Source organism: Clostridium nigeriense (genome assembly GCF_050585245.1).
Classification (GTDB): Bacteria; Bacillota; Clostridia; order Clostridiales; family Clostridiaceae; genus Clostridium; species Clostridium nigeriense_A.
In genome coordinates this window covers 120,048-144,873 of the sequence record NZ_JBNOOF010000003.1, presented here as the reverse complement: position 1 = coordinate 144,873, position 24,826 = coordinate 120,048, and the positions used below count along the sequence as shown (strand labels likewise).

At 26.5% G+C, this 24,826-nt stretch carries 23 protein-coding genes; 2 read left to right on the top strand and 21 right to left on the bottom strand.

Annotated elements, in window-relative coordinates; translation table 11 throughout:
- Positions 1-36 precede the first annotated feature (36 nt).
- The 8 genes from neuC to ACQPUY_RS06640 form a co-directional block, all read right to left on the bottom strand.
- A complete protein-coding gene (neuC, locus tag ACQPUY_RS06675; protein ID WP_430840367.1) occupies positions 37-1,200 on the bottom strand; it encodes a UDP-N-acetylglucosamine 2-epimerase in 1,164 nt (387 codons plus the stop codon).
- On the bottom strand, positions 1,200-2,198 hold the full coding sequence (neuB, locus tag ACQPUY_RS06670) for an N-acetylneuraminate synthase (RefSeq protein WP_430840366.1): 999 nt from the start codon (positions 2,196-2,198) through the stop codon (positions 1,200-1,202). The genes neuC and neuB overlap by 1 nt, the downstream gene beginning before the upstream one ends.
- Positions 2,191-2,826, bottom strand: a complete 636-nt coding sequence (locus tag ACQPUY_RS06665) for an acetyltransferase (protein ID WP_430840365.1) — start codon at positions 2,824-2,826, stop codon at positions 2,191-2,193. The genes neuB and ACQPUY_RS06665 overlap by 8 nt, the downstream gene beginning before the upstream one ends.
- A 67-nt stretch (positions 2,827-2,893) precedes the next feature.
- Positions 2,894-4,060 (bottom strand): nucleotide sugar dehydrogenase, encoded by a 1,167-nt coding sequence (locus ACQPUY_RS06660; RefSeq protein WP_430840364.1) that lies wholly within the window; start codon positions 4,058-4,060, stop codon positions 2,894-2,896.
- A 12-nt stretch (positions 4,061-4,072) separates the two neighbouring features.
- Complete coding sequence (locus tag ACQPUY_RS06655) at positions 4,073-4,822, bottom strand: glycosyltransferase family 2 protein (protein ID WP_430840363.1); 750 nt, start codon at positions 4,820-4,822, stop codon at positions 4,073-4,075.
- A gap of 35 nt (positions 4,823-4,857) precedes the next feature.
- Positions 4,858-6,174: a nucleotide sugar dehydrogenase gene (locus tag ACQPUY_RS06650; RefSeq protein ID WP_430840362.1), complete on the bottom strand. Its 1,317-nt coding sequence runs from the start codon at positions 6,172-6,174 to the stop codon at positions 4,858-4,860.
- Between the two features lie 30 nt (positions 6,175-6,204).
- Positions 6,205-7,383 (bottom strand): DegT/DnrJ/EryC1/StrS family aminotransferase, encoded by a 1,179-nt coding sequence (locus tag ACQPUY_RS06645; protein ID WP_430840361.1) that lies wholly within the window; start codon positions 7,381-7,383, stop codon positions 6,205-6,207.
- Between the two features lie 211 nt (positions 7,384-7,594).
- The gene (locus tag ACQPUY_RS06640; RefSeq protein WP_430840360.1) at positions 7,595-8,776 is read right to left on the bottom strand and encodes a DegT/DnrJ/EryC1/StrS family aminotransferase; all 1,182 of its coding nucleotides are present in this window, start codon (positions 8,774-8,776) and stop codon (positions 7,595-7,597) included.
- Positions 8,777-8,953: 177 nt separating this feature from the next.
- On the opposite strand from ACQPUY_RS06640, the gene ACQPUY_RS06635 reads away from it, so the two are divergent.
- Positions 8,954-9,961 (top strand): LCP family protein, encoded by a 1,008-nt coding sequence (locus ACQPUY_RS06635; RefSeq protein WP_430840359.1) that lies wholly within the window; start codon positions 8,954-8,956, stop codon positions 9,959-9,961.
- A gap of 147 nt (positions 9,962-10,108) precedes the next feature.
- Here the strand turns inward: ACQPUY_RS06635 and ACQPUY_RS06630 are convergent, their stop codons facing one another.
- The 11 genes from ACQPUY_RS06630 to ACQPUY_RS06580 all read right to left on the bottom strand — a co-directional run bounded on the left by ACQPUY_RS06630 (position 10,109) and on the right by ACQPUY_RS06580 (position 20,565).
- The gene (locus ACQPUY_RS06630) at positions 10,109-10,282 is read right to left on the bottom strand and encodes a hypothetical protein (protein ID WP_430840358.1); all 174 of its coding nucleotides are present in this window, start codon (positions 10,280-10,282) and stop codon (positions 10,109-10,111) included.
- A 55-nt stretch (positions 10,283-10,337) separates the two neighbouring features.
- Positions 10,338-11,855 carry a lipopolysaccharide biosynthesis protein gene (locus ACQPUY_RS06625; RefSeq protein WP_430840357.1) on the bottom strand — a complete coding sequence of 506 codons (1,518 nt, stop codon included), beginning with the start codon at positions 11,853-11,855 and terminating at the stop codon, positions 10,338-10,340.
- Positions 11,848-12,921 (bottom strand): polysaccharide pyruvyl transferase family protein, encoded by a 1,074-nt coding sequence (locus tag ACQPUY_RS06620; protein ID WP_430840356.1) that lies wholly within the window; start codon positions 12,919-12,921, stop codon positions 11,848-11,850. The genes ACQPUY_RS06625 and ACQPUY_RS06620 overlap by 8 nt, the downstream gene beginning before the upstream one ends.
- Entirely contained in the window at positions 12,902-13,912 is a 1,011-nt protein-coding gene (locus tag ACQPUY_RS06615) for a glycosyltransferase family 2 protein (protein WP_430840355.1), read from the bottom strand. The genes ACQPUY_RS06620 and ACQPUY_RS06615 overlap by 20 nt, the downstream gene beginning before the upstream one ends.
- A gap of 299 nt (positions 13,913-14,211) precedes the next feature.
- Positions 14,212-15,150 carry a glycosyltransferase family 2 protein gene (locus tag ACQPUY_RS06610; RefSeq protein WP_430840354.1) on the bottom strand — a complete coding sequence of 313 codons (939 nt, stop codon included), beginning with the start codon at positions 15,148-15,150 and terminating at the stop codon, positions 14,212-14,214.
- A 51-nt stretch (positions 15,151-15,201) separates the two neighbouring features.
- Positions 15,202-16,464, bottom strand: a complete 1,263-nt coding sequence (locus ACQPUY_RS06605) for an O-antigen ligase family protein (RefSeq protein WP_430840353.1) — start codon at positions 16,462-16,464, stop codon at positions 15,202-15,204.
- A 28-nt stretch (positions 16,465-16,492) separates the two neighbouring features.
- Positions 16,493-17,596, bottom strand: a complete 1,104-nt coding sequence (locus ACQPUY_RS06600) for a glycosyltransferase family 4 protein (RefSeq protein WP_430840352.1) — start codon at positions 17,594-17,596, stop codon at positions 16,493-16,495.
- Between the two features lie 13 nt (positions 17,597-17,609).
- Positions 17,610-18,086, bottom strand: coding sequence for a PssE/Cps14G family polysaccharide biosynthesis glycosyltransferase (pssE, locus tag ACQPUY_RS06595; protein ID WP_430840351.1), 477 nt, complete (start codon positions 18,084-18,086; stop codon positions 17,610-17,612).
- Complete coding sequence (gene pssD / locus ACQPUY_RS06590) at positions 18,083-18,541, bottom strand: PssD/Cps14F family polysaccharide biosynthesis glycosyltransferase (protein WP_430840350.1); 459 nt, start codon at positions 18,539-18,541, stop codon at positions 18,083-18,085. Before pssD ends, pssE begins: the two co-directional genes overlap by 4 nt.
- A gap of 51 nt (positions 18,542-18,592) precedes the next feature.
- Positions 18,593-19,897, bottom strand: coding sequence for a UDP-glucose dehydrogenase family protein (locus tag ACQPUY_RS06585; RefSeq protein ID WP_430840349.1), 1,305 nt, complete (start codon positions 19,895-19,897; stop codon positions 18,593-18,595).
- An 11-nt stretch (positions 19,898-19,908) separates the two neighbouring features.
- Positions 19,909-20,565 (bottom strand): sugar transferase, encoded by a 657-nt coding sequence (locus tag ACQPUY_RS06580; protein WP_430840348.1) that lies wholly within the window; start codon positions 20,563-20,565, stop codon positions 19,909-19,911.
- A gap of 318 nt (positions 20,566-20,883) precedes the next feature.
- Here ACQPUY_RS06580 and ACQPUY_RS06575 point away from each other — a divergent pair, with 318 nt between their 5' ends.
- Positions 20,884-21,840, top strand: a complete 957-nt coding sequence (locus ACQPUY_RS06575; protein ID WP_430840347.1) for an LCP family protein — start codon at positions 20,884-20,886, stop codon at positions 21,838-21,840.
- A 138-nt stretch (positions 21,841-21,978) separates the two neighbouring features.
- Here the strand turns inward: ACQPUY_RS06575 and ACQPUY_RS06570 are convergent, their stop codons facing one another.
- Positions 21,979-23,376, bottom strand: a complete 1,398-nt coding sequence (locus ACQPUY_RS06570; RefSeq protein WP_430840346.1) for an alginate O-acetyltransferase — start codon at positions 23,374-23,376, stop codon at positions 21,979-21,981.
- A 13-nt stretch (positions 23,377-23,389) separates the two neighbouring features.
- Positions 23,390-24,790, bottom strand: a complete 1,401-nt coding sequence (locus ACQPUY_RS06565; RefSeq protein WP_430840345.1) for an MBOAT family O-acyltransferase — start codon at positions 24,788-24,790, stop codon at positions 23,390-23,392.
- Between the last annotated feature and the right edge of the window lie 36 nt (positions 24,791-24,826).

Here is a 24,826-nt window from a genome sequence, read left to right as displayed (position 1 = left end):
ATATTATGTTCTATAAATTCTAAATACTATTATAATTTAAAACTCAATATTATAAAAGGCTTTCTTAATATCTATTGGATTATTTAACACTTTTTTGATTTGTAAAATTATCTTTTCAGAAGTCCCATCCTTTTCATAAGGATTATTTACAGAATCCAACATTTCTTTAAATATATCGCTCATTGCAAAATTAATGCTATCAACTATTTCTTTTTTTATAGGCTTACAATTAATTACCGAGGTAGATTGTGTCCTTCCTTTCTGTCTATCCCCTATATTAATAGTCGCCTTTTTAAAAGAAGGTGCTTCAATTATTCCGCTAGATGAATTTCCAATTACCATTTCACAATTTTTCATTGCACTAAGATATCTTTTATAACCCATAGAAACGAAGCTTATGTACCTATCCTTATTTTTGGCGCAATGTTCATCTATAACTCTATTAATTATTCTACCATCACTATCAGAATTTGCTTTAGTAATTATAAACTTCATATCATCTATACTTTCTAAAGCATCTAATAATTCTTTTATTTGCTCTTCTGATGTACTATTTTCAAGCGTTACTGGATGAAAAGTAACTAATGAAAAAGAATCTCCTAAGTCAAATCCTATACTCTCTTCTAATTCCTCTTTAGACATAAGCTCCATTTTAAGTATATTCTCTACACCTATTGCTCCAACATTAAATACTCTTTTAGGATCTTCTCCTAATTGAATAACTCTTTTCTTATACTCATCAGTACTTGTAAAATGTAAATAGCTCATCTTAGTTATGCTATGTCTAAAAGCTTCATCAAAAGCGCCTTCTGTTGTCTCACCACCATGTAGATGTGCTATAGGAATCTTTGCAACCACTGCCGCGCTACAAACTGCAAATATTTCAAATCTATCGCCTAAAACAACTATCATATCAGGCTTTAATCTTTCGAAAACTTCAGCAAAACTTATAGTAGCTAACCCCATGGATTTAGATATTCCAACTGATGTATCTGAACTTAATAAAATCTCTATTTTTTCATCTACTTTATATCCATCTTCTACAATATTATTATAAGTCATTCCAAACTCAGGAGATAAATGCATACCTGTTGCAATTAACTGCAATTCTAATTCATTGTCATTATTAATTTTCTCAATTAAAGGCTTTAATAGTCCATACTCCGCTCTAGTACCTGTTACAACACAAACCTTCTTCATTATAACTCCACCATTTCATCTATATGATAATCTTTTTGGGCCTTTTTCCCTAATACTTCATCCCACATCTTTGGTGATAAACCTGTTCCTGGTCTCTTTATTGTTAAGTTATCTTCAGTAAAAGTATCACCCTTCTTTATATCACTACTACAGATAATACTTTTCCTTGCTATCTTAACATTTTTCTTTTCAGACTCTGTCAAGTTCTTAATACCATTTCCTAAAGCAATCTCTACATTTCTTATAGCATTCACCATGCTCTTAAGTTCATTAGGTTCTAGACTTGCTTTATGATCTGGACCTTCCATATTTCTATCTAATGTAAAATGCTTTTCTATTATTTTAGCTCCTAGAGCAACAGCTGCAATAGGAATTTCTATCCCTTTTGTATGATCAGAATATCCTATTTCAACTGAAAAGGCATTTTCTATAGTATTCATAGCCTTTAGATTAACTTCTTCCATTTTAGTTGGATAATCAGTGTTACAATGTAAAACTGATACGTCTTTTGCTCCTGATGATTTTAATATTTCTAAAGCAAATTCTATGTCTGATAAATTACTCATTCCAGTAGATAAAATAACCTTCTTACCTGTTTCTCCTATTCTTCTTAAATATGGAACATTTTCTATTTCACCAGAAGGAACTTTAAATATTTCCATGCCAAGATTATTTAACAATTCTATACTTTCCAAATCAAATGGAGATGATAAAAACATTATCTCCTTTTTCTTTGAATAATTTATTAATTCAAGGTGATCATCATAACTTAATTCTAAAGCTTTTAACATTTCATACTGAGAAACTTCTTTACCCATATTATTTCTTTGGTACTCTGCTTGTTTTGCAGATTTTGTCACTAAATTTTTAGCTTTAAAGCTCTGAAATTTAACAGCATCAACTCCACATCTTGCTGCCTCATCTATAAGTTTTTTTGCAATTTTAATACTACCATTATGATTTACACCAGCTTCTGCAATTATAAAAACTTTATTCATAAACTACCTTCCTTCCTGGATTTCCATAAACTTTACAGTTATCTTCTATATTTCTAACTATTACACTTCCCGCACCTATAATAGAATTTTTTCCAATAGAAATTCCTTGTATTATACTTGCTCCTGTTCCTACATGAGAATCATTTCCTATAGATGCTCCTCCACTCATTGTTACACCAGGAGCTACATGTACAAATTTCCCTATTTTACAATCATGTTCTACAATAGATCCAGAGTTAATAATTGAGTTACTTCCTATATAAGAACCAGCATTTATTATTGCACCTTTCCCTACAAAAACTCCATCCTCTAAAGTAGCATATTTTGAAACAATTGCTGTTTTATCAATTATTCTAGGTAAATTATAACCAATATCCCTTAAATTGTTATAAATCTTCCTTCTTATACTAGTATTCCCTATAGATCCTAAGGATATAAAAGCATTACTAACACCTGATTTGAATAAATTTTCTAATATATCATCAGATCCAATGACCTTTACTCCCATTACTTCAAAATCATTTTTTATATCAGTAATACCAACAACCTCATAAGTTCTTAACTCTAATAAGGAATCTAAAACACTTTTACAGTGTCCACCAGCACCTATCAAAACTATTTTCTCCATAATAGCACCTCTAGTATATATTAGAAACGGTTAATAACTACAAATATCTAGTTATTAACCGTCCCCCTTAATCTCTGCTAAATATATCCCTAGTATATACCTTCTTTAATACATCAGAAATATCATCAGTTATCCTATTTGCTACTATAACATCAGATATAGATTTAAATTCATCTAAGTTCTCAATCACTTTAGAATTATAGAATTTTTCCTCTTTTAAAGCAGGTTCATAAACCACTACATCTACTCCCTTAGCTTTTATTCTTTTCATAACACCTTGAATGGCTGATTGCCTAAAGTTATCCGAATCCATTTTCATAGTTAATCTATAAATTCCTACAGTCTTAGGATTTCTACTTAAAATCATATCAGCTATATGATCTTTCCTAGTTCTATTTGCATCAACTATTGCAGACATTATATTTTGTGGTATATCTGCATAATTTGCTAATAACTGTTTAGTATCCTTAGGAAGACAATATCCACCATATCCAAATGAAGGATTATTATAATGATTTCCTATCCTAGGGTCTAAACAAACCCCATTTATAATTTGTTTAGTATCAAGCCCTCTAATTTCTGCATAAGAATCTAGCTCATTAAAAAATGCTACCCTCATTGCTAAAAATGTATTAGCAAATAGTTTTATAGATTCTGCTTCAGTTGAATTAGTATAAAGAATTGGCACTTCTTTTTTAATTGCTCCATCTAATAATAGTTCTGCAAATACCTTTGCTCTCTTAGATTGTTCACCAACAACTATTCTTGAAGGATATAGATTATCATACAATGCTCTACCTTCCCTTAAAAACTCAGGAGAGAAAATAATATTATCAGTATCAAATTTTTCTTTTATCTTTTCTGTGTATCCAACTGGAATAGTGGATTTTATAACCATTATTGCTTCAGGATTAATAGACAAAACATTTGCTATTACTGCTTCCACAGTTCTTGTATTAAAGTAATTTTTTTCAGGATCATAATTTGTAGGAGTTGATATAATAACATACTCAGCATCCTTATAAGCTAAATAATTATCTGTTGTAGCTTTTAAATTCAACTTTTTATTTGTTAAGTAATCTTGAATTTCATCATCTATTATAGGTGATTTTTTATTATTTATCATATCAACTTTTTCTTGTATTATATCTAATGCAACAACTTCATTATTTTGAGCTAATAACACAGCATTAGAAAGTCCAACGTAACCAATTCCGGCAACTGTTATCTTCATTATAAATTCCTCCTATTTAATCCTTAGAGTCTTTAAAACTCCCCAGTAACATATATGAAATGTTGATCTTATAATAGATAAATTTTCAATTTCCCTATAAAGTTTCCAATGATATTTTACTAATTGAAGCTTATTACTAGAAATGGAATTATTTCTAATCCTATATTTCATTAGTATGTCTTTCATTCCATAAATATATCTTTCTTTTTTCAATATCTGTAGCCATAAAGCATCGTCATTTCTTTTCCTAATATTAGGAACCGTAAATTTCCCTAGCTTATCTACATTATACATTACTGTTGAGTTACCAACTGGACAACTTAATAAAATACCATTATAGTCTGTTTTTTCTTTAGTTTTAATTACCTTATTTAATGGATATCCCATTTCATCAATTTGCTCATAAGCAGTGCAAGTAAAAGCATAGTCATTATTTTTCATAAAATCTAGTTGACGCTTTAATTTATCTTCCATCCATAAATCATCACTATCTAAAAAAGCTATATAATTACCCTTAGCTAATTCCATGGCTTTTGTTCTAGTTACTGCTGCCCCTGAATTCTTATCTAATATATAATATTTAATTCTATGATCATTTTTTGTATATTTTTCCACAACTTCTTTTGTATTATCTGTAGAACAATCATCTACAATAATCATTTCCCAATTTTCATGACTTTGCTTAAGAACAGATTCTATAGTTTCTTCAATAAACTTTCCACAATTATATGTAGGAGTAATTATTGACACTAAATCACTCATTATATAGTGACCTCACTTTCATTAACACTTATATTCTATAACTTATATATTTTTTCTCTATTGTTTACAACATTCTTAGTTGCATTTCTTGTATCGTAAACCACTTTTGCTCTATCAACTATATCTTCATAGTCATAAACTGTGTGTCCAGTAGTAATAACTACTATATCTGACTCATCTATAACTTCTTTCCAATCTACTGAATGGTAAGTTTTATTTTTATACTTAGCTGTAGCACAGAAAGGATCGTTAACTATAACTTCTGCTCCGTTCTTTTCTAGTAATTCTATTACTTTAAATGATGGAGATTCTCTATAATCATCTATATCATTCTTGTATGCTAATCCCATTACTAATACTTTTGAACCATTTAGAGCTTTCTTTTGCTTATTTAGTATCTTCATTATATTTTCTAAAACGAAGTCTGGCATAGAATCATTTATCATACCTGAAGTTTCAATAAGTTGCGTATGGTAATCATATTCCTTAGCCTTCCACTCTAAGTAGAAAGGATCTAGAGGGATACAGTGTCCACCAAGACCTGGGCCTGGATAAAATGGCATAAATCCATATGGTTTAGTTTTAGCAGCATCTATAACTTCCCATACATCTATTCCCATTCTGTTACAAAGAATAGCCATTTCATTTGCTAAACCTATATTTATATTTCTAAAAGTATTTTCTAATATTTTTTCCATTTCAGCTACTGCTGGTGAAGAAACTCTGTGTATTTCTCCTTCTAATACATTTTCGTATAAAGCAGCTGCAACTTCTGTACATTCTTCAGTACATCCACCTACTACCTTTGGAGTATTTTTAGTGTTGTAATGCTTATTACCTGGATCTACTCTTTCTGGTGAGAATGCTAAGAAGAAATCTTCTCCACATTTTAATCCACTCTTTTCAAGTATTGGTTTTAATACTTCTTCAGTAGTTCCTGGATAAGTAGTACTTTCAAGGATTACTATCATTCCCTTATGAAGGTATTTAGCAACATTTTCTGTTGATTTAACTACATAAGATAAATCTGGTTGCTTATATAAATCAAGTGGTGTTGGAACACAAATACATACTGTATCTACATCATTTATAAAACTAAAATCAGTAGTTGCTCTTAATATTCCTTTTTGTGTTAATTCGCTTAATTCAGAATCAACTACATCTCCAATATAGTTTTGGCCATTATTAACCATATCTACTTTTTGATCTTGAACATCGAAACCTATAGTTTCGTATCCAGCTTTTGCTTTTTCTACTGCTAAAGGTAATCCAACGTAACCTAATCCTACTACACCAACTTTTGCAGTTTTATTATTAATTTTTTCTAATAATTGGTCTTTTAAAACTGACATTGTTTCTCCTCCTAAACTTAATGGAATCAATTATTTTAATTTGCTTATTATATAATCAACTTGTTCTCTAGTTAATTCTGGATATACAGGAATAGCAAAAGTTCTGTGAGATAAGTATTCTGATACAGGCATATCTCCTTCTTTATATCCTAGGTTTTTATACACTTTTTGAAGGTGTAATGGTACTGGATAATAAACTCCTGTTGCAATTCCAGCTTCTTTTAATTTTTCAATAACTTCTTCTCTATTTTCTGATTGTAATATATACATGTGATAAACATGTTCATTATAATCCTTAGCTACTGGAGTTACTAAATCATTATTTTGTAAAGCTTCATTATAAACTTTAACTATTTCTCTTCTCTTAGCATTCCACTTATCTATTTCCTTTATTTTAACATCTAAGATTGCCGCTTGGATTGCATCTAATCTAGTATTAAAGCCAATTAAATAATTATAGTATTTAAGTGGATTATAAACTGTATCATTAGCTCCTTCTGCTTTTTGAACTTCTTCTTCTATATTATTAAGTAAGTTATAAGCCTTTTGACCATTTTCTCCACTTCCATGAGTTCTAAGAGCTCTTGCAATAGTTGCAATTTCATCATTATCTGTAACTATCATTCCACCGTCACCAGCACATCCTAAGTTCTTAGTTGGGAAGAATGAAAAACATGCTACATCTCCTAATGCCCCTATGTTTCTTCCTTTATATTTTCCTCCTATAGCTTGACAAGCATCTTCAATAACCATTAAGTTATGCTTCTTAGCTATTTCATTTATTTCATCCATATCTGCACTTTGGCCAAATATATGCACTGGCATTATAGCCTTAGTTTTTTCAGTAATTTTTTCTTCAATTTTAGTTATATCTATATTGAAAGTTTCTTTATCTACATCTACAAATACTGGAGTTCCTCCTACTGCTGATATTGCTTCAGCTGTTGCAAAGAAAGTAAATGGAGTCGTTATAACTTCATCACCATCACCTATTCCTATTGCTTTTAAAGCAAGTACTAATGCATCAGTTCCATTACCTACTGATATTGCATGCTTAACTCCTATATAATTTGCAAATTCTTTTTCAAAGTCTAATACTGTTTTTCCCATTATGTAATTAGCTGATGATAGTATCCCTAAAGTAGCTTCATTTAATTTATCAGCTAACGATTCATATTGAGCTTTTAAATCTATTAAAGGTATATTCATAGTTATACGCTCCTTTATATTCTAATTTAATAGAAAACTAACATTTTCATTTTATCACAATTCAAAATATATATAAACTTTTTAATATAATTTTATTACAAGATTTTCTACAAAATTATTACATTTTCAAACTCTTAATACTTTTTTAATAAAGCTATCTATAAAAAATATAGATTAACTATATAAAAGCTAATCTATATTACTTACGATATTATTCACTCAAAATATTTTTCACTTCTTTTACCAACTCTTTTGCTACAAATTCTACATCTTTTAAATCTAGTGTGCTATATACCGGAAGAGAAATTTCATTTACATATTGCTCATAAGCATTTGGATAATCTTCAATGTTATATCCTAAATTCTTGTATAATGTAAACATTGGTAGTGGCTTATAATGAACATTTGTTGAAATTCCCTTTTCAGCTAATCTAGTAATAAGTAAATTTCTCTTTTCTTCATTAAACCCTTTAATTCTTAATGGGTAAATATGATATGAACTTTCTGTTCCTTCACCATATTCTGTTACTGGTATTATAGAAAAATCTTCTTTTCCTAAGATTCTTGTATAAGTATTAAATATTTCTTTTCTATACTTTAACATTCCTTCATATCTTGTTAACTGCGCTCTACCAATAGCAGCATTTATATCTGTCATATTGCATTTAAATCCATCTGTAATTATATCATATTCCCAAGCACCAGCCTTCATTTTAGCTAATGCATCTTTTGATTGGCCATGTAGAGAAGTAAATTTAAAGTCTTGGAATAAGTTTTCTCTTCCTCCAAAGTTATTATCATTATATGTTATAGCTCCACCTTCTGCAGTAGTAAAGTTTTTAACTGCATGGAATGAGAAAGTATGGAAATCACATTGAGCACCAACTTTTTCTCCTTTATACTTTGCTCCAAAAGAATGAGCTGAATCTACTAAAATAATTATATCTTCTCTGTTTTTTTCTTTTAAAACTGCTTTTATTTTATCGTAATCACAAGGTATTCCTGCAAAATCTACAGGCATAATTACCTTTGTTTTTTCTGTTATTAATTCTCCCATTTTATCATAATCCATAAAGAATGAATCTTTAGCTACATCGCAAAAAATAGGCTTTATACCTCTATGCACTGCTACACTTGCAGTTGCAGTATATGTGTAAGGAGTTGTTATTATTTCATCTCCTTCTTTTATATCAAGAACTTTAAGAACTAGCTCCATAGCAGCTGTTGCACTATTTAACGCTACTGCCTTATTAGCTTCACAATATTCGGCTAACTCTTCTTCAAATTTTGCTAAATTTGGTCCTGATGTAATCCATCCTGACTTTAATACTTCTACTACAGCATTAATTTCTGCTTCAGATATATCTGGAGGAGAAAATGGTATTTTTTTCATTTATATCATCCTTTCAATCATATACTTATATTATTAAATATTACCTTAATCTATTATATATCTCAATTATAGCAAATACAAATCCTATATTTTATAATTATTTCTTACTTTTACATTACTTAATTGAAAGAAATGCATATACTATGATAAAATAATAATTTGAAAGGGAGTGTGAATATGCCAAAATTTAATAATAATGAAGTTAATAAAAAAGATAAAAAGAAAAAAAAGAAATCTATTGGCTTTAAAATATTTATAGGATTTCTATGTGTATTACTTGCACTAGCAGTAGTTGGTGGAGGATATTTTGTAGGACTTTTAAATAAAATGGATACTGTTGATATTGATAAAGATAACTTAGGAATTGTAGAAGATGAAATTAAGGAGTATACTACAGCTGATAAAATAACAAATATAGCTTTATTCGGTGTCGATGCTACTGATGGTGAAGCCGGTCGTTCAGATGCAATTATGATTGCAACATTAGACCCTATCCATAATAAACTTAAACTAACTTCTATAATGAGAGATTCTTATGTATACATAGATGGATATGGACAAGATAAAATAAACCATGCCTATGCTTATGGTGGTCCTGAACTTTCAATAAAAACTATAAATGAAAACTTTGGTTTAAATATTCAGGATTTTGTAACAGTTAACTTCTCATCATTACCTAAAATAATTAATATACTTGGTGGCGTTGATATAGAGATTACAAATGAAGAATTAGAATATATTAATAGTTATATAGATGATATTAATAATAAGGATGGAACAAATTCAGCGCATATATATTCTTCTGGAGTTCAACACTTAGATGGAACTCAAGCTCTTGCTTATTCAAGAATAAGATATACTAGCGGTGGAGACTATGAAAGAACTCAAAGACAAAGAACAGTACTAGACGCTTTATTTAATAAGTTAACTTCTACTTCAGTATCTTCTTATAATTCTTTATTAAATGAAGTTTTACCTTATGTTCAAACTAATTTAAATGCTGCTGATATTCTTTCATTAGGTACAAAAGTTCTTAGTATAGGAAATAATTTAGAACAAGATAGATTCCCTAGAGATGGATATGGAGAAGGTGCTATGATAAATGGAGTTTATTATTTAACCTTCGATTTAGAAACTGCTAAACAACAAATGAGAGATTATATATTTAACGATATAAAACAGTAATTGATTAAGAAAATAGCTCATTTCAAAAATAAATAAATTATAATATAGTTAAATGGAGCTCGCAGCTAAGCGGACTCCTAATTTCTTTGTACTGCTAATGATATCTCAGCCCATTAAATTTCCTTGTCTTCAACAATTTTATTATCATTAGTATTCATCTTTTAATCCATTAATAATATTGAATAGCAGTAACATTATTATCTCTACACCAATTATTAAATCGATACCACTAGCTTGTAAATCACTTATACTCTCCGCCCATATTTGATCTAAGTTACTTTTATACCCTCCACTATAATTAATTGATAGTGGAGGGTACATGTATCTAAAAACAATTATAGACGTCATGTTCTGAAAAGCCTACATCTATATCTTTTTATTTCTTTAATATCATATTTTTACCTAACTCAATTAAATATTTAAACTCTTTAGTCATACTATATATAATAAAATATATGATTGTAGATAAAACCAAAACTAATCCAGCCTTAATAAAAAAAGTACTCCACTCTAGCACTACTATAAATTGAGTTACTTTATCTACTGTAAAAATAGCTCCTACTAATAATATAACATTTAATAAATGTGAAATAAAATATTTTTTTACACTACTATTAAAATACATTTTATATAGTAATATTGGTTCATACCAAAAATATGTTACAAGTCTAGAAATTAAAGAAGCAGCTATAATTCCTCCAATACCATACAACTTCCCAAGTATTATGGACATGACCAGGTTTATAATTGCTGTAATCAACATTAAATACTTTGTCTTTTTAAATATTCCAGCCGCTTCCCTATATATCCAAATCGGAGGAAGCACTGAAGATAAATAAAAATTTGATAATATTGCCATTAAAGTAAATTTATCAAAAATAAAATTCTTACCTATCCAGAGATTAATAAAATCATCTATAAGTAGATATAAACAAATAGTACTAATCCCTCCAATAATAAAACTTCCCGTCTGTATTATTTTAAATACATTAAATCTCTTTTCATTATTATCCTCCGTCATTAAATTACCTATACTCGCTGTTAGTGCTGTAAATATTGTATTAATGAACTTGCTTACAGTTCCTATAATCATATTATAATTAGAATAATAACCAACATATATTGTTCCTACTAATAATGAAATTAATGTATTATCCGTTCCGTTTAATAATACTCCAGATACCTTATATAGAAATACTGATTTTACATTATCGAAAATTCCTTTAGCTTCATCCTTCTGTAATTTGTAATTACCTTTAAAATGAGGATATAGTTTATCAACTTTATATCCTATAAAAATGTTATTTATTAAAGTAAATAATATTTGAACAATTAAGTATACAATATAATTATGGGTTATTAATAAGAATACTGCTTGCACCACTATTCTAATACTATTAAATACCATAGAAAACTTAGCTATAATATATCCTTTTTGATCTGCATTTAACAAAGATGACTTATAAATGAATAAATATGAAGCTACTGAGTTTAAAACAAACAATATATAATATATCTTAAGATTATTTATTGGCTTATCTAACTTAATTATATAATTAAGAAATGGTATTATACTTATTCCTATTATTGTTACTACTAATGCTATATATGTATATATTTTTTTATATGTATTTATTAGTGATATAATTTTTTTATTATCCTTTTCTGCTAGTGGCTTATAAAAACTATAAACCATAGCACTCCCTAATCCCAAATCCGCTAATGATAACATCATTAATATTTCCGAGAAAAGTCCATTAATACCTAAAAACTCAGTTCCTAAAACATATATAAAAATCGTTCTGCTGACAAAATTTAAAATAAAAGTAACAACTAAATTAAGAAAAGAAAAAAATACATTTCTTATAGAATTTTGAACTCTCCCTTTACTCATTGATTACTCCCTTTAATTCATCTGTTAACTTATTGAAATATATTTCTTTAAAGTTTATCTCATTAACTTCTTCTATATTGATTAACTCATCTATTAATAATCTTATATTTTCAAACTTTAAATCATCTACAAGTTTTATGTAATTTAAATCTTTAATCCATTCATATGTGCCTATTACTTTATGATCTAAAGATTTAGTAACAATACAAGGAGTTTTTGTAATAACACAAAATACCATTCCATGTAATCTGTCTGTAATTACTACTTTTGAAGATAAAAACTTATTAAACATATCTTTTAATTCTTCATATCTATTTTCTTTTGTTACATTTCTTTCTACCTTTGTATCATAATTGAATACATCTTTATATTCACTATTTAATTTATTAATAAAATTATTTTTTTGATTTCCTAGAACACTCTCTTTATCATTTCTTAAACAAGTCATTATCCTATTTCTTTTACTCTTATCAAAAGTATACATATCCGAAAGATAAAATACTATATCTGGATTTAATATAATATTCTCTACATCTAATAGCTGATTCATTAAAGAATATGATTTTTTTTCTCTAGCTATTAATGTTAAATTTTTATGTTTGCTATAAACCATTTGAGATTTTACTAACTCTTTCTTTCCAATATCATCTTCACTAAAATTAATAGTTTGTGTCATAGATATTATTTTATTATTAGGAAAAATTTCTATTGCTAATCTTCTAGCTTCTTCTTCTTTAATATATAAGTTTCCCATATTCCCGCCACCATGAAGAACTATTATATCATCATCATTTAATATACTATTAATAGATTTACCATATTTATAAATATCATCTCTATAAAACTCTAAAATTTTATATTCACCAAATTGCTCTTCTAAATATTTATTGGTAGCATATGCTATAGCTTGGTCTCCTATATTACCATGAATGGGAGTTAATATAAAAATTATTTTTTTATAATTTTTATATTTTGAAAACTTATACTTATATATATTACTTAAATTGAATTTTAATTTACTTAATTTCTCTCTGCTAATTATTCTTCTAACAACTTTTTTTATCATGAAATTTCCTCTTTCTGTTACCAATAATTTTTTGCATTTCTAAACTTATAAACAAATATTTACATATTCTTGGTGATAGCTTAAAAATAAATATTTTAAGTTTAAATTTAAATAATAATTTCTTAGGTATATTATTACTAGTTTTTATAAATTTGTTATATAAGTCTTTCGATACATTTTCTTTATTATGTATTCTAGAGCTTTTTACTTTAAAATAGTAATTAATAATAGAATTTAGCTGCCGTTCTATAGACTTAATTTCTATAGAAGTTAATCCATTATTTTGTATAAATTCATTTCTTTCTTCTAGTATTTCTAAATAATCTAACCTTCTAATGCTAAATTCACTATTCATTATACTATTTGGAGTTTGTCTGTAATATATTAACTCCTCTTCTATATATACTATTTTGTTAGCTCTATATAGTAATTTAGGTGTTAAAAATTCATCCTCATGTATCTTTCCTTTAGGGTAATACAACCCCCTAAAAATATTTTTCTTATAAAGCTTATTCCATGCAACTATCATTTGCGCACAATTTTCACCATAAATTTCTTCTAAAGCCTCGATATTTGAGTAATTATAAATTTTCTCCGATGATGATAAAATATCATCTTCATCAAATACCTTTTTAAAATTACATATAGATATTTCGGCACTATATTTTTTTAATATTGAATAAAGCCTAGAGTATAAATTAATATCAACCCAATCATCACTATCTAAAAATGCAATATATTCACCTTTAGCAATTTTTATTCCTACATTTCTTGCATCAGATAATCCGCCATTTTTCTTATGTATTACTGTTATTCTCTCGTCTATAGATTTATATTCATCACAAATTTCGCCACTTCTATCTTGTGAACCATCATCAACTAAAATAATTTCTAATCTTTTATAGGTTTGATTTAATAAGGATTCAATACATTTACGTATGTATTTCTCAGTATTATATACCGGAACTATCACACTAATTAATTCAGACATACTTACTCCTTTTATTAATTAAGATATTATTTAGTTATGTATTTAATAATCTTCTTTAGTACATGGACTAATAACTATTAAAACAAACTAATAATTTTACATAAGAAATAAAAGACTATTTATACTAAGTTCAGTTATCTCAAAACAAATTGCACTAACTAAAAATTTTATATCTAATTTAATTACTTTTCTCCTACAAATACAGCTCTTAATTTCTTGAAAATTTTAAAAATTTGAATAATTTGAATAATACAATAGTATGCCCTTCTGTTATTCGCAAAATTTTCTATATAGTTTAGTTATATTTTGTATTTTTTATATATCTTATAATAGTAATTTTTAAATAGTATAAAACTTATTATTTTCATCTTATTCTTTAGATTATATGAATTTCTTAACAAAAAACGTTTATAACTTTTATCAATATTTTGATATTCAGCATTAGAAAAACTATAAAGCATTTGACTTACTAATTTATTTAATAATACTTTTCTTAATTCAGTATCATCTATATTTTCATTATAATATTCTTCTAGTTCAAAACAATTCATTATAGTATGCTGGACACTTAAATCCTTTTTTGTACCACTCATAATTGAGCCTTCTCTTTGTCTATAAGCATAAAAGCTTTTAGGATATATAGAAATATTATTACTTAATAAGAACGCTTTGGTAATAAACTCCTGATCCTCATGTATTCTTCCTTCTTTGAAAAACAAATTATTTTGTTTTAAAAAATCAGTTCTATACATATTATAATATACAGGAATTTGCATAGAGTCAGAGTTAATAAATTTTATTAAAAAATCTTTACTATTCATAACAGACCTTTTAAATAAATTTTTATCTCTATATAATTCTTTCATATTATCTTTAGAATAGTATTTATAACCATTCCCAACAATTATATCTGAAAAATCTTTTTCTGCTATCTTATACATTTCCTCCAAACATTTGTTATTTAGTAAAAAATCATCACTATCTATAAAATATATATACTTTCCTTTTGCTATCTTTAAACCTTCATTTCTAGCAGAAGATAACCCCCCATTTTCTTTGTTTAATATAACTATCCTATCGTCGTCATATTTTAACACTTTTTCCATACTATTATCTTTAGTACCATCATTAACTATTATAATCTCAATATTAGTTAATGTTTGACTTAGAACACTATTTAAGCACTCCTCAATATACTCTTCTACATTATAAACAGGTATAATAACGCTTATAAACATAACCTTTCCTTTCAGAATTAATAAATCTATATTTAAAATCTAATTTTACTTCTAATCAAAATCATTATTAAAATCGCACAAATAATACCCACTTATCATCAATGCTAAAATACTTCCTGATAAAGCTGAAAAAGCAACGTGCCCAGCAATAAAACTAAATAATAGAACTATACTTATACATACAAAAAAAACAAAATTTTTTTCATTTAAATTCTTAATCATTTCATATAATAATTTTACTATATAATAAACAATGACTATTGCTACTATCACTCCTAATGAAAAGAATATATCCATTAAATCCATTTCAACTAATCTACCTTTTCCCCAATTATTTCTATAAAAAAAACCTACACCAAATAGTATTTTAAAAGCCAAAAATTTTTCTCTTGCAAGATTCTTTATTGCTACAGATAAAAACTTTTCTCTTCCACTTAATAAAGCTGCAAAAATATTTCCTTCTTTATTATAAAAGTAAATTAATCTATCCATCATTTTATTAAACACAGGATAAAATAATACCAAGATACAGCCAACTAATAGTATAAAAGAAATAGCAATTATTACTATATTTTTTTTAGATATAACTTTAGTTTTAATTACCTTTTTTCCATAAAAAATAAAATAAGCTAATAATGCTATAAGTAATCCTAATATTCCAGTTTTAGATCCAACTAAAAGTAATGATATTAAGTTTAAAATAAACAATATAATTGTTTTTACATTTCTTTTTATTATCACACTATTTAATCCGTAAATAGTAGAAATCAGTAATACTATACTTAAATCGTTATTAGCATAATATAAACCTGTATACCCTAACCCACTACTATATGTAGGACTTCCTAAACCTAATATATATGGTACTAGCATTGTAAAAGGAAATATAACTAAATAAAAATTAAAAATTTTATTAACTATATCTATATTTATCAATTTCTTTCTATATAAGAAAGACATACCATATATAATAATAAAAATTAAAAGTAATTTGCTTATGGACACAGCATCATATATAACTCCTTTAAAGCTTCTATGATAATAAAAAAATATCAAAAGATAAGCAATTATAATTAATCCTGTTATAAACATACCAACAATATGCCTTTTTTTCTCTAATTTATTTGAATATTTTACTATTATATAAACTATTAATATAATAGTAAAAATTCTATAAAATTTACCTATGCTTATTTCATTTCCAAAATTCAGCATAGTTATTATACTTCCATTTATAAAATCCACTAAGGGAATGGCCGCAAACAGCCATAATAAAATATTGTAGTCGTATTTATTAATATTTGTTTTTTCCATAGTTTTCTCCATATATTCTTATAATGAATTAATTTTTATACTCGTTAAAAATATTAATCAAATCCTTTTGAACATTTTCACTCCAGTATTTCATTGATGATTCATATGCTGAAGACTTCATTTTATCCCTTTCATCTTTACTTAATGTAATATATCTTTTTATTTTAAGACTTAAATCTTTATAATCTCCCTTTTGAAATAAATATCCGTTATAATTGTTTAATATATAATCAGTCGGACCAGCGAAATTACTAGCAACTACAGGTATTCCACAAGCCAAAGCTTCAATTCCTACAAGTCCTAAACTTTCGCTATCTCTCATTGTTGGAAAGCAAAATAGATCTAAAGCATTATATAAATCAGATAACTTTGAATGTTCTAAAAAGTCTATATGTATTATTTTTTCTTCAATATTTAATTCTTCTACTTTTTCTTTAAATAATACTTCTTCTTTTCCATTACCTACAAATATGAATTTATAATTTTTAATATACTCACTATCTTTCATATCATTTATTGCATCTAATAATATATTCCATCCTTTTCCTTTATCTAATCTACTTACAAACCCTATATATTTATAATTAGTATCAAGATTAAACTTATTCTTCATTTCTAAAATATTATCCTTTGGTTTAAATATATCTTTATTTATTCCACCTGATGGAAATACTTTTAGTTTCTCATCTTTAATCTTCCATTTCTCCATTATTACATTCTTATAGTAATTTGATGGTACGATTATTTTATTAGATATTTCTGCACATTTTTTTGATAAATTATTTAACATACCATGCTTTCTATTTTCAGGAATTACATCACTTCCATGTACATTACTTACTATGTCTATATTTTTTTTAAATTTTTTTGCAACTATTATAGGTAAAGATGAAAATGATAAATAATGAACATATATACAACTATAGTTACTCGTTAGTAATCTAAATAGTATCTTTATATAAAATGTTACATACTGTAATATTTTTGATATCTTACTCTTTTTCTTAGTGCAAACAATTTTATCTACAACTATATTATTATTCAGTAAAATTTCTTCGCAATTCTTAACAAATATTCCAAATTGAGGATTTTCCTTACTCGGATACATATTTGAAATTAATAAGACTCTCATACTCTCTCCTATATTAATTATTAATAAATTTTTCTATAGAACTAATTATTTTTTGTGTATTAGAACAATATGTTTTAAACTCTCTATTTTCAATATATCTTATAGCATCAACTATATTAACTAGATTATCTAACTTACATATTAAATTCATATTTGAAAACTGATTTACTATCTCTATTTGATGGTTATCTACATGCTCTCCATATTTCTTTAATCTTGGAATAGCTATTACTTTTTTCCCTTGCTTAACAGCACTTATTATTGCCCCTGTTCCACCATGGGTTATAACTTTATCACATTTTTCCATAATTTCTTTAAACTCATCTCTATCAAGAAAATCCTTATATTTATAGTTTTTAGGAATGTAATCAGAATATCCAGTCTGGGCAAATACCTCTTCAGTTAATTTCTTTTCTCCAATTAACTTATCTATCTCACTTAATAATCTATTAAACTGAAACTTTTGTGATCCTACTGTTATAAATATCAATATATCCCCCCCTTATAAATTGCTTTTGGATAAAACTTTAACATTTCCTCCCATTGTACATAAAACTGATCAGCAAATTTATAAACAAATCTTCCTGTTAGTGTAGGGGAATTAATTTTAGCAAAGGATTCTATAAATATAACTTTTTTTCTGAATAACTTTGCTACTAAACATATTGGTATAGTTGCCAATGCTCCTGTAGAAATTACAAAGTCAGGTTTCTCTTTTAAAAATATATTAATTGAAACTAAAAAATTGTAAATCATTTTAAAAATAAAAGTTTTTTCATCTCTATTTACTTGTTTTAAATAATGAACTCTACTTTTATTTTTAACTGCACAATATTTAGTCTTTTCAGTAACAATAAAGCTATCATATTTATCCATTAAAGGTTTGAGCATCATAAGTTGTTCAAAATGTCCACCTGTTGAGGCTATAAAACAAACTTTTTTCATATTATCTCCTTATACTTAAATATAACAATACATAAAATTTAAGACTTATCTTTAGTTTATATTTTTCCTACCAATAGAATAATATTCAATACCATATTTCTCTACATCACTTAATTTGTAACAATTTCTTCCATCAAATATTATTGAAGTTTTCATCATATTTTTATAGAACTCCAAATCAATTTCCTTTATTTCCTTCCATTCAGTAAATATAAATGCCATGTCTGCATCTTCTATTGCCTCATACAGATTATCTGTATATTTAATTTCAGTAGGATATTTCTTTTTAAAATTTTCTATTCCTACTGGATCATAGGCTATTATTTCTGCTCCTTCATCTAACAATCTTCTTACATTAGGTATTGAGGGAGCCTCCCTTAAGTCATCTGTTCCTGGTTTAAATGTTAAGCCTAACACAGCAACTCTTTTTCCTTTTAATGATCCAAATCTTTCTTTAGCTTTTCTAAATAATTTAAACTTTTGATTTTCATTTACTTCTATAGCTGCTTTTATAGTTTTTATTTCATATCCATTATCATTTGCAAGCCAGTGTAAAGCCTTTGTATCCTTTGGAAAACATGATCCGCCATATCCAATCCCTGCATTTAAGAATTTGTCTCCAATTCTCTTATCATAGCTCATTCCTTTTGCAACATCTTCAATATTTGCTCCAACTATTTCACAAACATTTGCCATTTCATTCATAAAACTTATCTTAAGAGCTAAGAAATCATTTGAAGCATATTTTATCATTTCTGCACTTCTTCTATTTGTACATACTATTGGTTGATTGAATGGATTATATATTGTTCTTAATATATTTTCAGCATTTTCTGATTCAACACCAATAACTATTCTACTTGCATATAATGTATCTACTACTGCTGTTCCTTGAGCTAAGAATTCTGGATTTGAAGCAACTTCAATAATTACATTATTAACAACATTCTCTTTTAAATACTCTTCAACCTTATCATTAGTTCCTATAGGAACTGTAGATTTTACAACTACCAAGCAGTCATTCTCTACATTTTCTGCAATTTGCTTACATACATTAAATACATAATCAAGATTTGCAGAACCATCTTCTCTTTCAGGCGTACCTACACCTATAAATACTACATCAGCATCTTTATATGCATTTTTATAATCCGTTGTGAAATCTAATCTTTCTAACTCAAAATTTCTTTTTAGCAATTCATCTAATCCTGGCTCATATATAGGTGATATACCTTTTTTCATTATTTCAACTTTATTTTCATCAATATCTACACAAGTAACATTATGTCCAACTTCTGAAAGGCATGCCCCTGTAACCAACCCTACATATCCTGTACCTGCTACAACTATCTTCATTTTTCTCTCCTCTATCTTGCGTTTTCATCTCCAAATAAAACAAAAAATGTCTTAATAATAAGCTTTATATCTAACAAAAAACTTCTCTCATTTACATACTTAATATCAAGTTTCATCCAATTTTCAAAATCTATTTCATTTCTCCCCATAACTTGCCAAAAACAAGTAAGTCCTGGTTTAACTTCAAGGCGCTCTAACATCCAATGTTCAAACTCTTTAACTTCATTTGGTAAGCTTGGTCTAGGTCCAACTAAGCTCATATCACCTTTAAGTACATTAATTAATTGAGGTAATTCATCTATACTAGTTTTTCTTATAAACTTCCCAACTTTAGTTATTCTAGGATCATCCTTTATTTTAAACATTGGTCCAGACATTTCATTCTTTTCTTTCAGTTTTTCCTTTATTTCTTCTGCATTTACTACCATGGATCTAAACTTATACATTTTAAACTCTTCTCCATTTAAACCCACTCTTTTTTGGGCAAAAATTATAGGACCTTTAGACTCTAATTTTATTAATATACCTACAATTAATAATATAGGACTTAATATTATTATTCCTGCTAACGACCCCATAACATCTATAAATCTTTTAGATAAATTATATATTATTCTACTTTCCATTTTCTCAGCTTCAGAATTGATATTTATATTAATATTATCCATCCATATCCCCCTAGATTATAATATAATAAAAAAATGAACATTGTTATATTAATTTAAACAATATTCGTTTCTTATTATATCATATAAATTAAGTAATTCAACCTTATATAAAAGAGACACAATTTACCATATCAGCTAATACTCTTTACGTTAAAATAATATTTCAAAATTCATTTCATGCTTATTAGCTTTTTGAATTATTTCATGCTTGTTAGCTTTTTGAATTTATTCTAATATTTTCTTTTTATTTTCAGAAACGCCTACTTTCTGATATAATATATCAGTATTTAAAAATATTATAATCTTGGGGGAGAGTAAATGAGGAAAGTTACAAGAAAAATGAAAATTATTATTACAGTTTTATCTGTAATTATTTTAATGCTTGCTATAGGTGGTTCCTATACATATTATCTATCTAGTAAAGTAGAAAGAGTTAGTATTGATAGAAGTGATGTTGTTGATACTGGTAAAGAAACTCCAAAAGAAACTGATGACGTTATAACAATAGCTCTATTTGGAAGTGATTTCTCAGAAATCTACGATGTTAGCGCTGCTGATGCAACTATGATTCTTGCAATTGATACTAAAAATAATAAAATTAAACTTTGCTCGTTAATGCGTGATATTTATTTAGACTTACCTAATGGTGGTAAAATGAACTTAAATTATACTATTTTAGATGGTGGTCCAAGCTCCATATTAAAGGCTATAAATTATAACTTTAATTTAAAAATAGATAAATTTATTCAAGTAGATTTAGAAAGACTTCCTAAGATAATAGATGCCCTTGGTGGTATTGAAATGGAAATTACTCCAGATGAACTTCAATATATAAATGGATACATAGATAACATAGATAAAAATAATGGAACAACTACAGAACATATATATAACTCCGGCACACAACTTTTAAATGGTACTCAAGCTTCTGCTTATTGTAGAATTAGATATACAGCCGGAAGAGATTTTAAAAGAACTGAACGTCAAAGAGATGTTTTAAATGCTTTATTTGTTAAGTTTAAGGATATAAGTTTAACTGAAGCTCCTGGAATGATAAATAAAATTCTTCCTTTAGTTACTACTAATTTAACTAATAGTGAAATAATTTCCATATCAACTAAAGCATTAAGGATGGGGTTAAGTAATATAGAACAAGGGCGATTCCCTTCTGATGGAAATATAATAAGTGCAGGATTTACAGATATGTACCATACTAATATAGATATAGAAGGAACAACAGAAGAACTTCATAAATTCTTATTTTCAATAGAATAAAACAAGTGAGAAAATATTATAGGTGGAACTTAATCATTATTTGATTAAGTTCCACCTATAACTTCATTAATTTATAAAACTATATAATTTTTAGTTTTTTAATTTTATAAATTTATATATTTCAACTAATGAGTCAACTTAATTTAAATAAATTGATACATTATCATATCGTTTTTCATCACTTGATATAAAATATAAATCAAAGCCATTAACATTTTCCAAATCAGATGTCATTATTGAAAATTCTATATAAGATTGATTATCTAGTTTATTTATATTACAATCTAAAATTCTATTATTTATATTTGCATAAGCATACAACAACTCTTGGCTTTCAATCGGAATAGAAAAATTAGTTATACTAGTCTTTGATTTGTCAAAATAAGTATTTTCGACTTTCACAAAATCATCATTTGTTAAATCTTTATACTCCATGATATTTTTTTTATAAATTTTATTTTTCATACCATTTAACGGAAAATAATAATTCATATGAGTATATTCAGTTGATTCGAATAAAACAATATCAGGATTAAAAATATTAATATAGTACTCATAATCTATTACATTTCTATAATTATGTATTTTTATAAGCTCTGAAAATTTATTTGTCAGAAATTTTTCTTTATCATTAAAATAACTTCCTGCAAAAATCAATATTTTAGGTCCATTTCTATTATCATCATTCTTATAATATGAGAAATTGTGATAATTCTCATCTAGCCTTAATTCAGCATTGAAATCATTCACCATTTTTGAATTATCATTAATCAAATTATATTTAATAGTTTTTTCATTTATATCAAAGTTAGAATTTGGTAACTTGCCATTAACGCTCTCTACAACTTCATAATTATTTATATCAAAATTTCCTATTCTATTATCAATAAAGTTTAAATCTTCTAATATATTAGAAATTCCTACAATAGCTCCTGTTTCATTCCAATGTCTAGCATCATATTCTTTATCATAAAGTAAAATTTCATTTTTATATTTTAATAAATTATCTACATTATTAGTAAAATTAACATTTTTCTCTGAAAGTAACTTTAAAAAGTAGTCTAAATTTTCATTAGAATAATTAAAGCCTTCAGGTAAATATTCTGTATACACTACTTCTTTACTAGGTTCTACCGCATATAAGAAACCTATACCTCTACTTATACAATAATCTTCAAATTTTTCTATAAAATCTGCATAAACTTCTTGAAATTCAGGATTAAATTCATTTTCGCTAACCTTTGAAAATACATATCCATCTTTTCCATATTGATAGTTTGGATGTACCATTTCATCAAATAAAACATCCATAGACTTAGTATATATATTAACTAAACTAGTTCTTAATCCAATACGATCATTTATATAACTTTCTATATTTACTTTTACAGATTGCCCATTAAAAATATCTTCTATATCTGTAAGCATTCTATTGTCTATTTCTGAAATTTGGTTCTTTTTAAGATTAAATGTGAAAATAGGAATCATAATAATTGAAATAAAAATAGTAATTTTAATTATATTTATCTTTTTCATTTCTTCACCTCATTTAGAATTGGAAGTAAATAAATGGACTATAAGTTGAATTAACAACAAAAATTATTGCAACAATAAATAATAATGATATAAATATTGTAGATAGCAATTCAAAAGTCTTATTTCCACTATACTTCTTTAGTTTATTGGAAATAAAAGGTGTTGAGCCTAATGCTGAAATAATCATCCAAAACACAAATTTTTTATTGATAAAGTATGGGTATTCAAATGTTAAAGTTCCTACATTAGTCATACCAAACATAGTCCTAATATATCCTACTGCTTGTTCCAAACTATCTGCCCTAAATAATACCCATCCTAAAATAACAATTAGCATAGTAACAATATACTTAATAGCAGTTGGAATTTTAATATACCACTCCCTCTTACTTATAACTCTTTCAATAATAATGAATAATCCATGCCATAGTCCCCATAATACAAATGTCCATGCGGCTCCATGCCAAATACCTGTAACTAGAAACACAACGAATAAATTGAAATATACATTTCCTCTTCTATTCCCTCCAAGTGGTATATAAAGATATTCTTTAAACCAAGTTGATAAGGAAATATGCCATCTTCTCCAAAACTCAGTTATAGATTTTGATATATATGGATAATTAAAATTCTCCATAAATTTAAACCCAAACATATAGCCTAATCCTATAGCCATATCTGAATATCCTGAAAAATCATAATATATTTGGAAAGTATAGCAAATTGCACCTATCCAAGCTGTTGGTGTGTCTATTCCACTATAATATAAATTAAATATGTTATCTGCAATACTACCTAATATATCTGCAATCATAACTTTCTTAGCTAGCCCCATAACAAATCTATTTATTCCATAACTAAAATCCTCTATAGACTCTTTTCTATTTCTAATTTGATCATCTACTGTCTTATATTTCACAATAGGACCTGCCACTAATTGTGGAAAGAAAGATATATATAGTGCTACAGCAAAAGGATTTTTGTTAACCTTACCATCTTTTCTATAAATATCTATAATATAGGACATTCCCTGAAAAGTAAAAAACGAAATACCTATAGGTAAAACTATATACTTTAACTTAAAATTAGTATTAAATACTGAGTTAGTGTTCTCTATAAAGAAATCATAATATTTATAATAGAAAAGTAAAGCTAAGTTAATCAATACTCCCATAGATAAAAATATTTTTTTCAATTTAATATTATCTCTTACTTTATCTATTAATAATCCAAAAATATAGTTAATCATAATAGATAATATTAATATCTTTAAATAATCTACTCCACCCCAGGCGTAGAAAAAAAGACTTGCTATTAATAAAACATAATTTTTTATTTTTTTACCTAAAACATAATATGTAAATAAAACTATTGGTAAAAAAATAAAAATAAAAATAGTCGAACTAAATACCATAAATTTATCCCTTTCCAATTTATAATACTATAAATT

Excerpts from the sequence above, each read along its gene's own strand:
- neuC (WP_430840367.1), bottom strand. The coding sequence starts at position 1,200 with ATGAAGAAGGTTTGTGTTGTAACAGGTACTAGAGCGGAGTATGGACTA.
- neuB (WP_430840366.1), bottom strand. The coding sequence starts at position 2,198 with ATGAATAAAGTTTTTATAATTGCAGAAGCTGGTGTAAATCATAATGGT.
- ACQPUY_RS06665 (WP_430840365.1), bottom strand. The coding sequence starts at position 2,826 with ATGGAGAAAATAGTTTTGATAGGTGCTGGTGGACACTGTAAAAGTGTT.
- ACQPUY_RS06660 (WP_430840364.1), bottom strand. The coding sequence starts at position 4,060 with ATGAAGATAACAGTTGCCGGAATTGGTTACGTTGGACTTTCTAATGCT.
- ACQPUY_RS06655 (WP_430840363.1), bottom strand. The coding sequence starts at position 4,822 with ATGAGTGATTTAGTGTCAATAATTACTCCTACATATAATTGTGGAAAG.
- ACQPUY_RS06650 (WP_430840362.1), bottom strand. The coding sequence starts at position 6,174 with ATGTCAGTTTTAAAAGACCAATTATTAGAAAAAATTAATAATAAAACT.
- ACQPUY_RS06645 (WP_430840361.1), bottom strand. The coding sequence starts at position 7,383 with ATGAATATACCTTTAATAGATTTAAAAGCTCAATATGAATCGTTAGCT.
- ACQPUY_RS06640 (WP_430840360.1), bottom strand. The coding sequence starts at position 8,776 with ATGAAAAAAATACCATTTTCTCCTCCAGATATATCTGAAGCAGAAATT.
- ACQPUY_RS06635 (WP_430840359.1), top strand. The coding sequence starts at position 8,954 with ATGCCAAAATTTAATAATAATGAAGTTAATAAAAAAGATAAAAAGAAA.
- ACQPUY_RS06630 (WP_430840358.1), bottom strand. The coding sequence starts at position 10,282 with ATGTACCCTCCACTATCAATTAATTATAGTGGAGGGTATAAAAGTAAC.
- ACQPUY_RS06625 (WP_430840357.1), bottom strand. The coding sequence starts at position 11,855 with ATGAGTAAAGGGAGAGTTCAAAATTCTATAAGAAATGTATTTTTTTCT.
- ACQPUY_RS06620 (WP_430840356.1), bottom strand. The coding sequence starts at position 12,921 with ATGATAAAAAAAGTTGTTAGAAGAATAATTAGCAGAGAGAAATTAAGT.
- ACQPUY_RS06615 (WP_430840355.1), bottom strand. The coding sequence starts at position 13,912 with ATGTCTGAATTAATTAGTGTGATAGTTCCGGTATATAATACTGAGAAA.
- ACQPUY_RS06610 (WP_430840354.1), bottom strand. The coding sequence starts at position 15,150 with ATGTTTATAAGCGTTATTATACCTGTTTATAATGTAGAAGAGTATATT.
- ACQPUY_RS06605 (WP_430840353.1), bottom strand. The coding sequence starts at position 16,464 with ATGGAAAAAACAAATATTAATAAATACGACTACAATATTTTATTATGG.
- ACQPUY_RS06600 (WP_430840352.1), bottom strand. The coding sequence starts at position 17,596 with ATGAGAGTCTTATTAATTTCAAATATGTATCCGAGTAAGGAAAATCCT.
- pssD (WP_430840350.1), bottom strand. The coding sequence starts at position 18,541 with ATGAAAAAAGTTTGTTTTATAGCCTCAACAGGTGGACATTTTGAACAA.
- ACQPUY_RS06585 (WP_430840349.1), bottom strand. The coding sequence starts at position 19,897 with ATGAAGATAGTTGTAGCAGGTACAGGATATGTAGGGTTGGTTACAGGG.
- ACQPUY_RS06580 (WP_430840348.1), bottom strand. The coding sequence starts at position 20,565 with ATGGATAATATTAATATAAATATCAATTCTGAAGCTGAGAAAATGGAA.
- ACQPUY_RS06575 (WP_430840347.1), top strand. The coding sequence starts at position 20,884 with ATGAGGAAAGTTACAAGAAAAATGAAAATTATTATTACAGTTTTATCT.
- ACQPUY_RS06570 (WP_430840346.1), bottom strand. The coding sequence starts at position 23,376 with ATGAAAAAGATAAATATAATTAAAATTACTATTTTTATTTCAATTATT.
- ACQPUY_RS06565 (WP_430840345.1), bottom strand. The coding sequence starts at position 24,790 with ATGGTATTTAGTTCGACTATTTTTATTTTTATTTTTTTACCAATAGTT.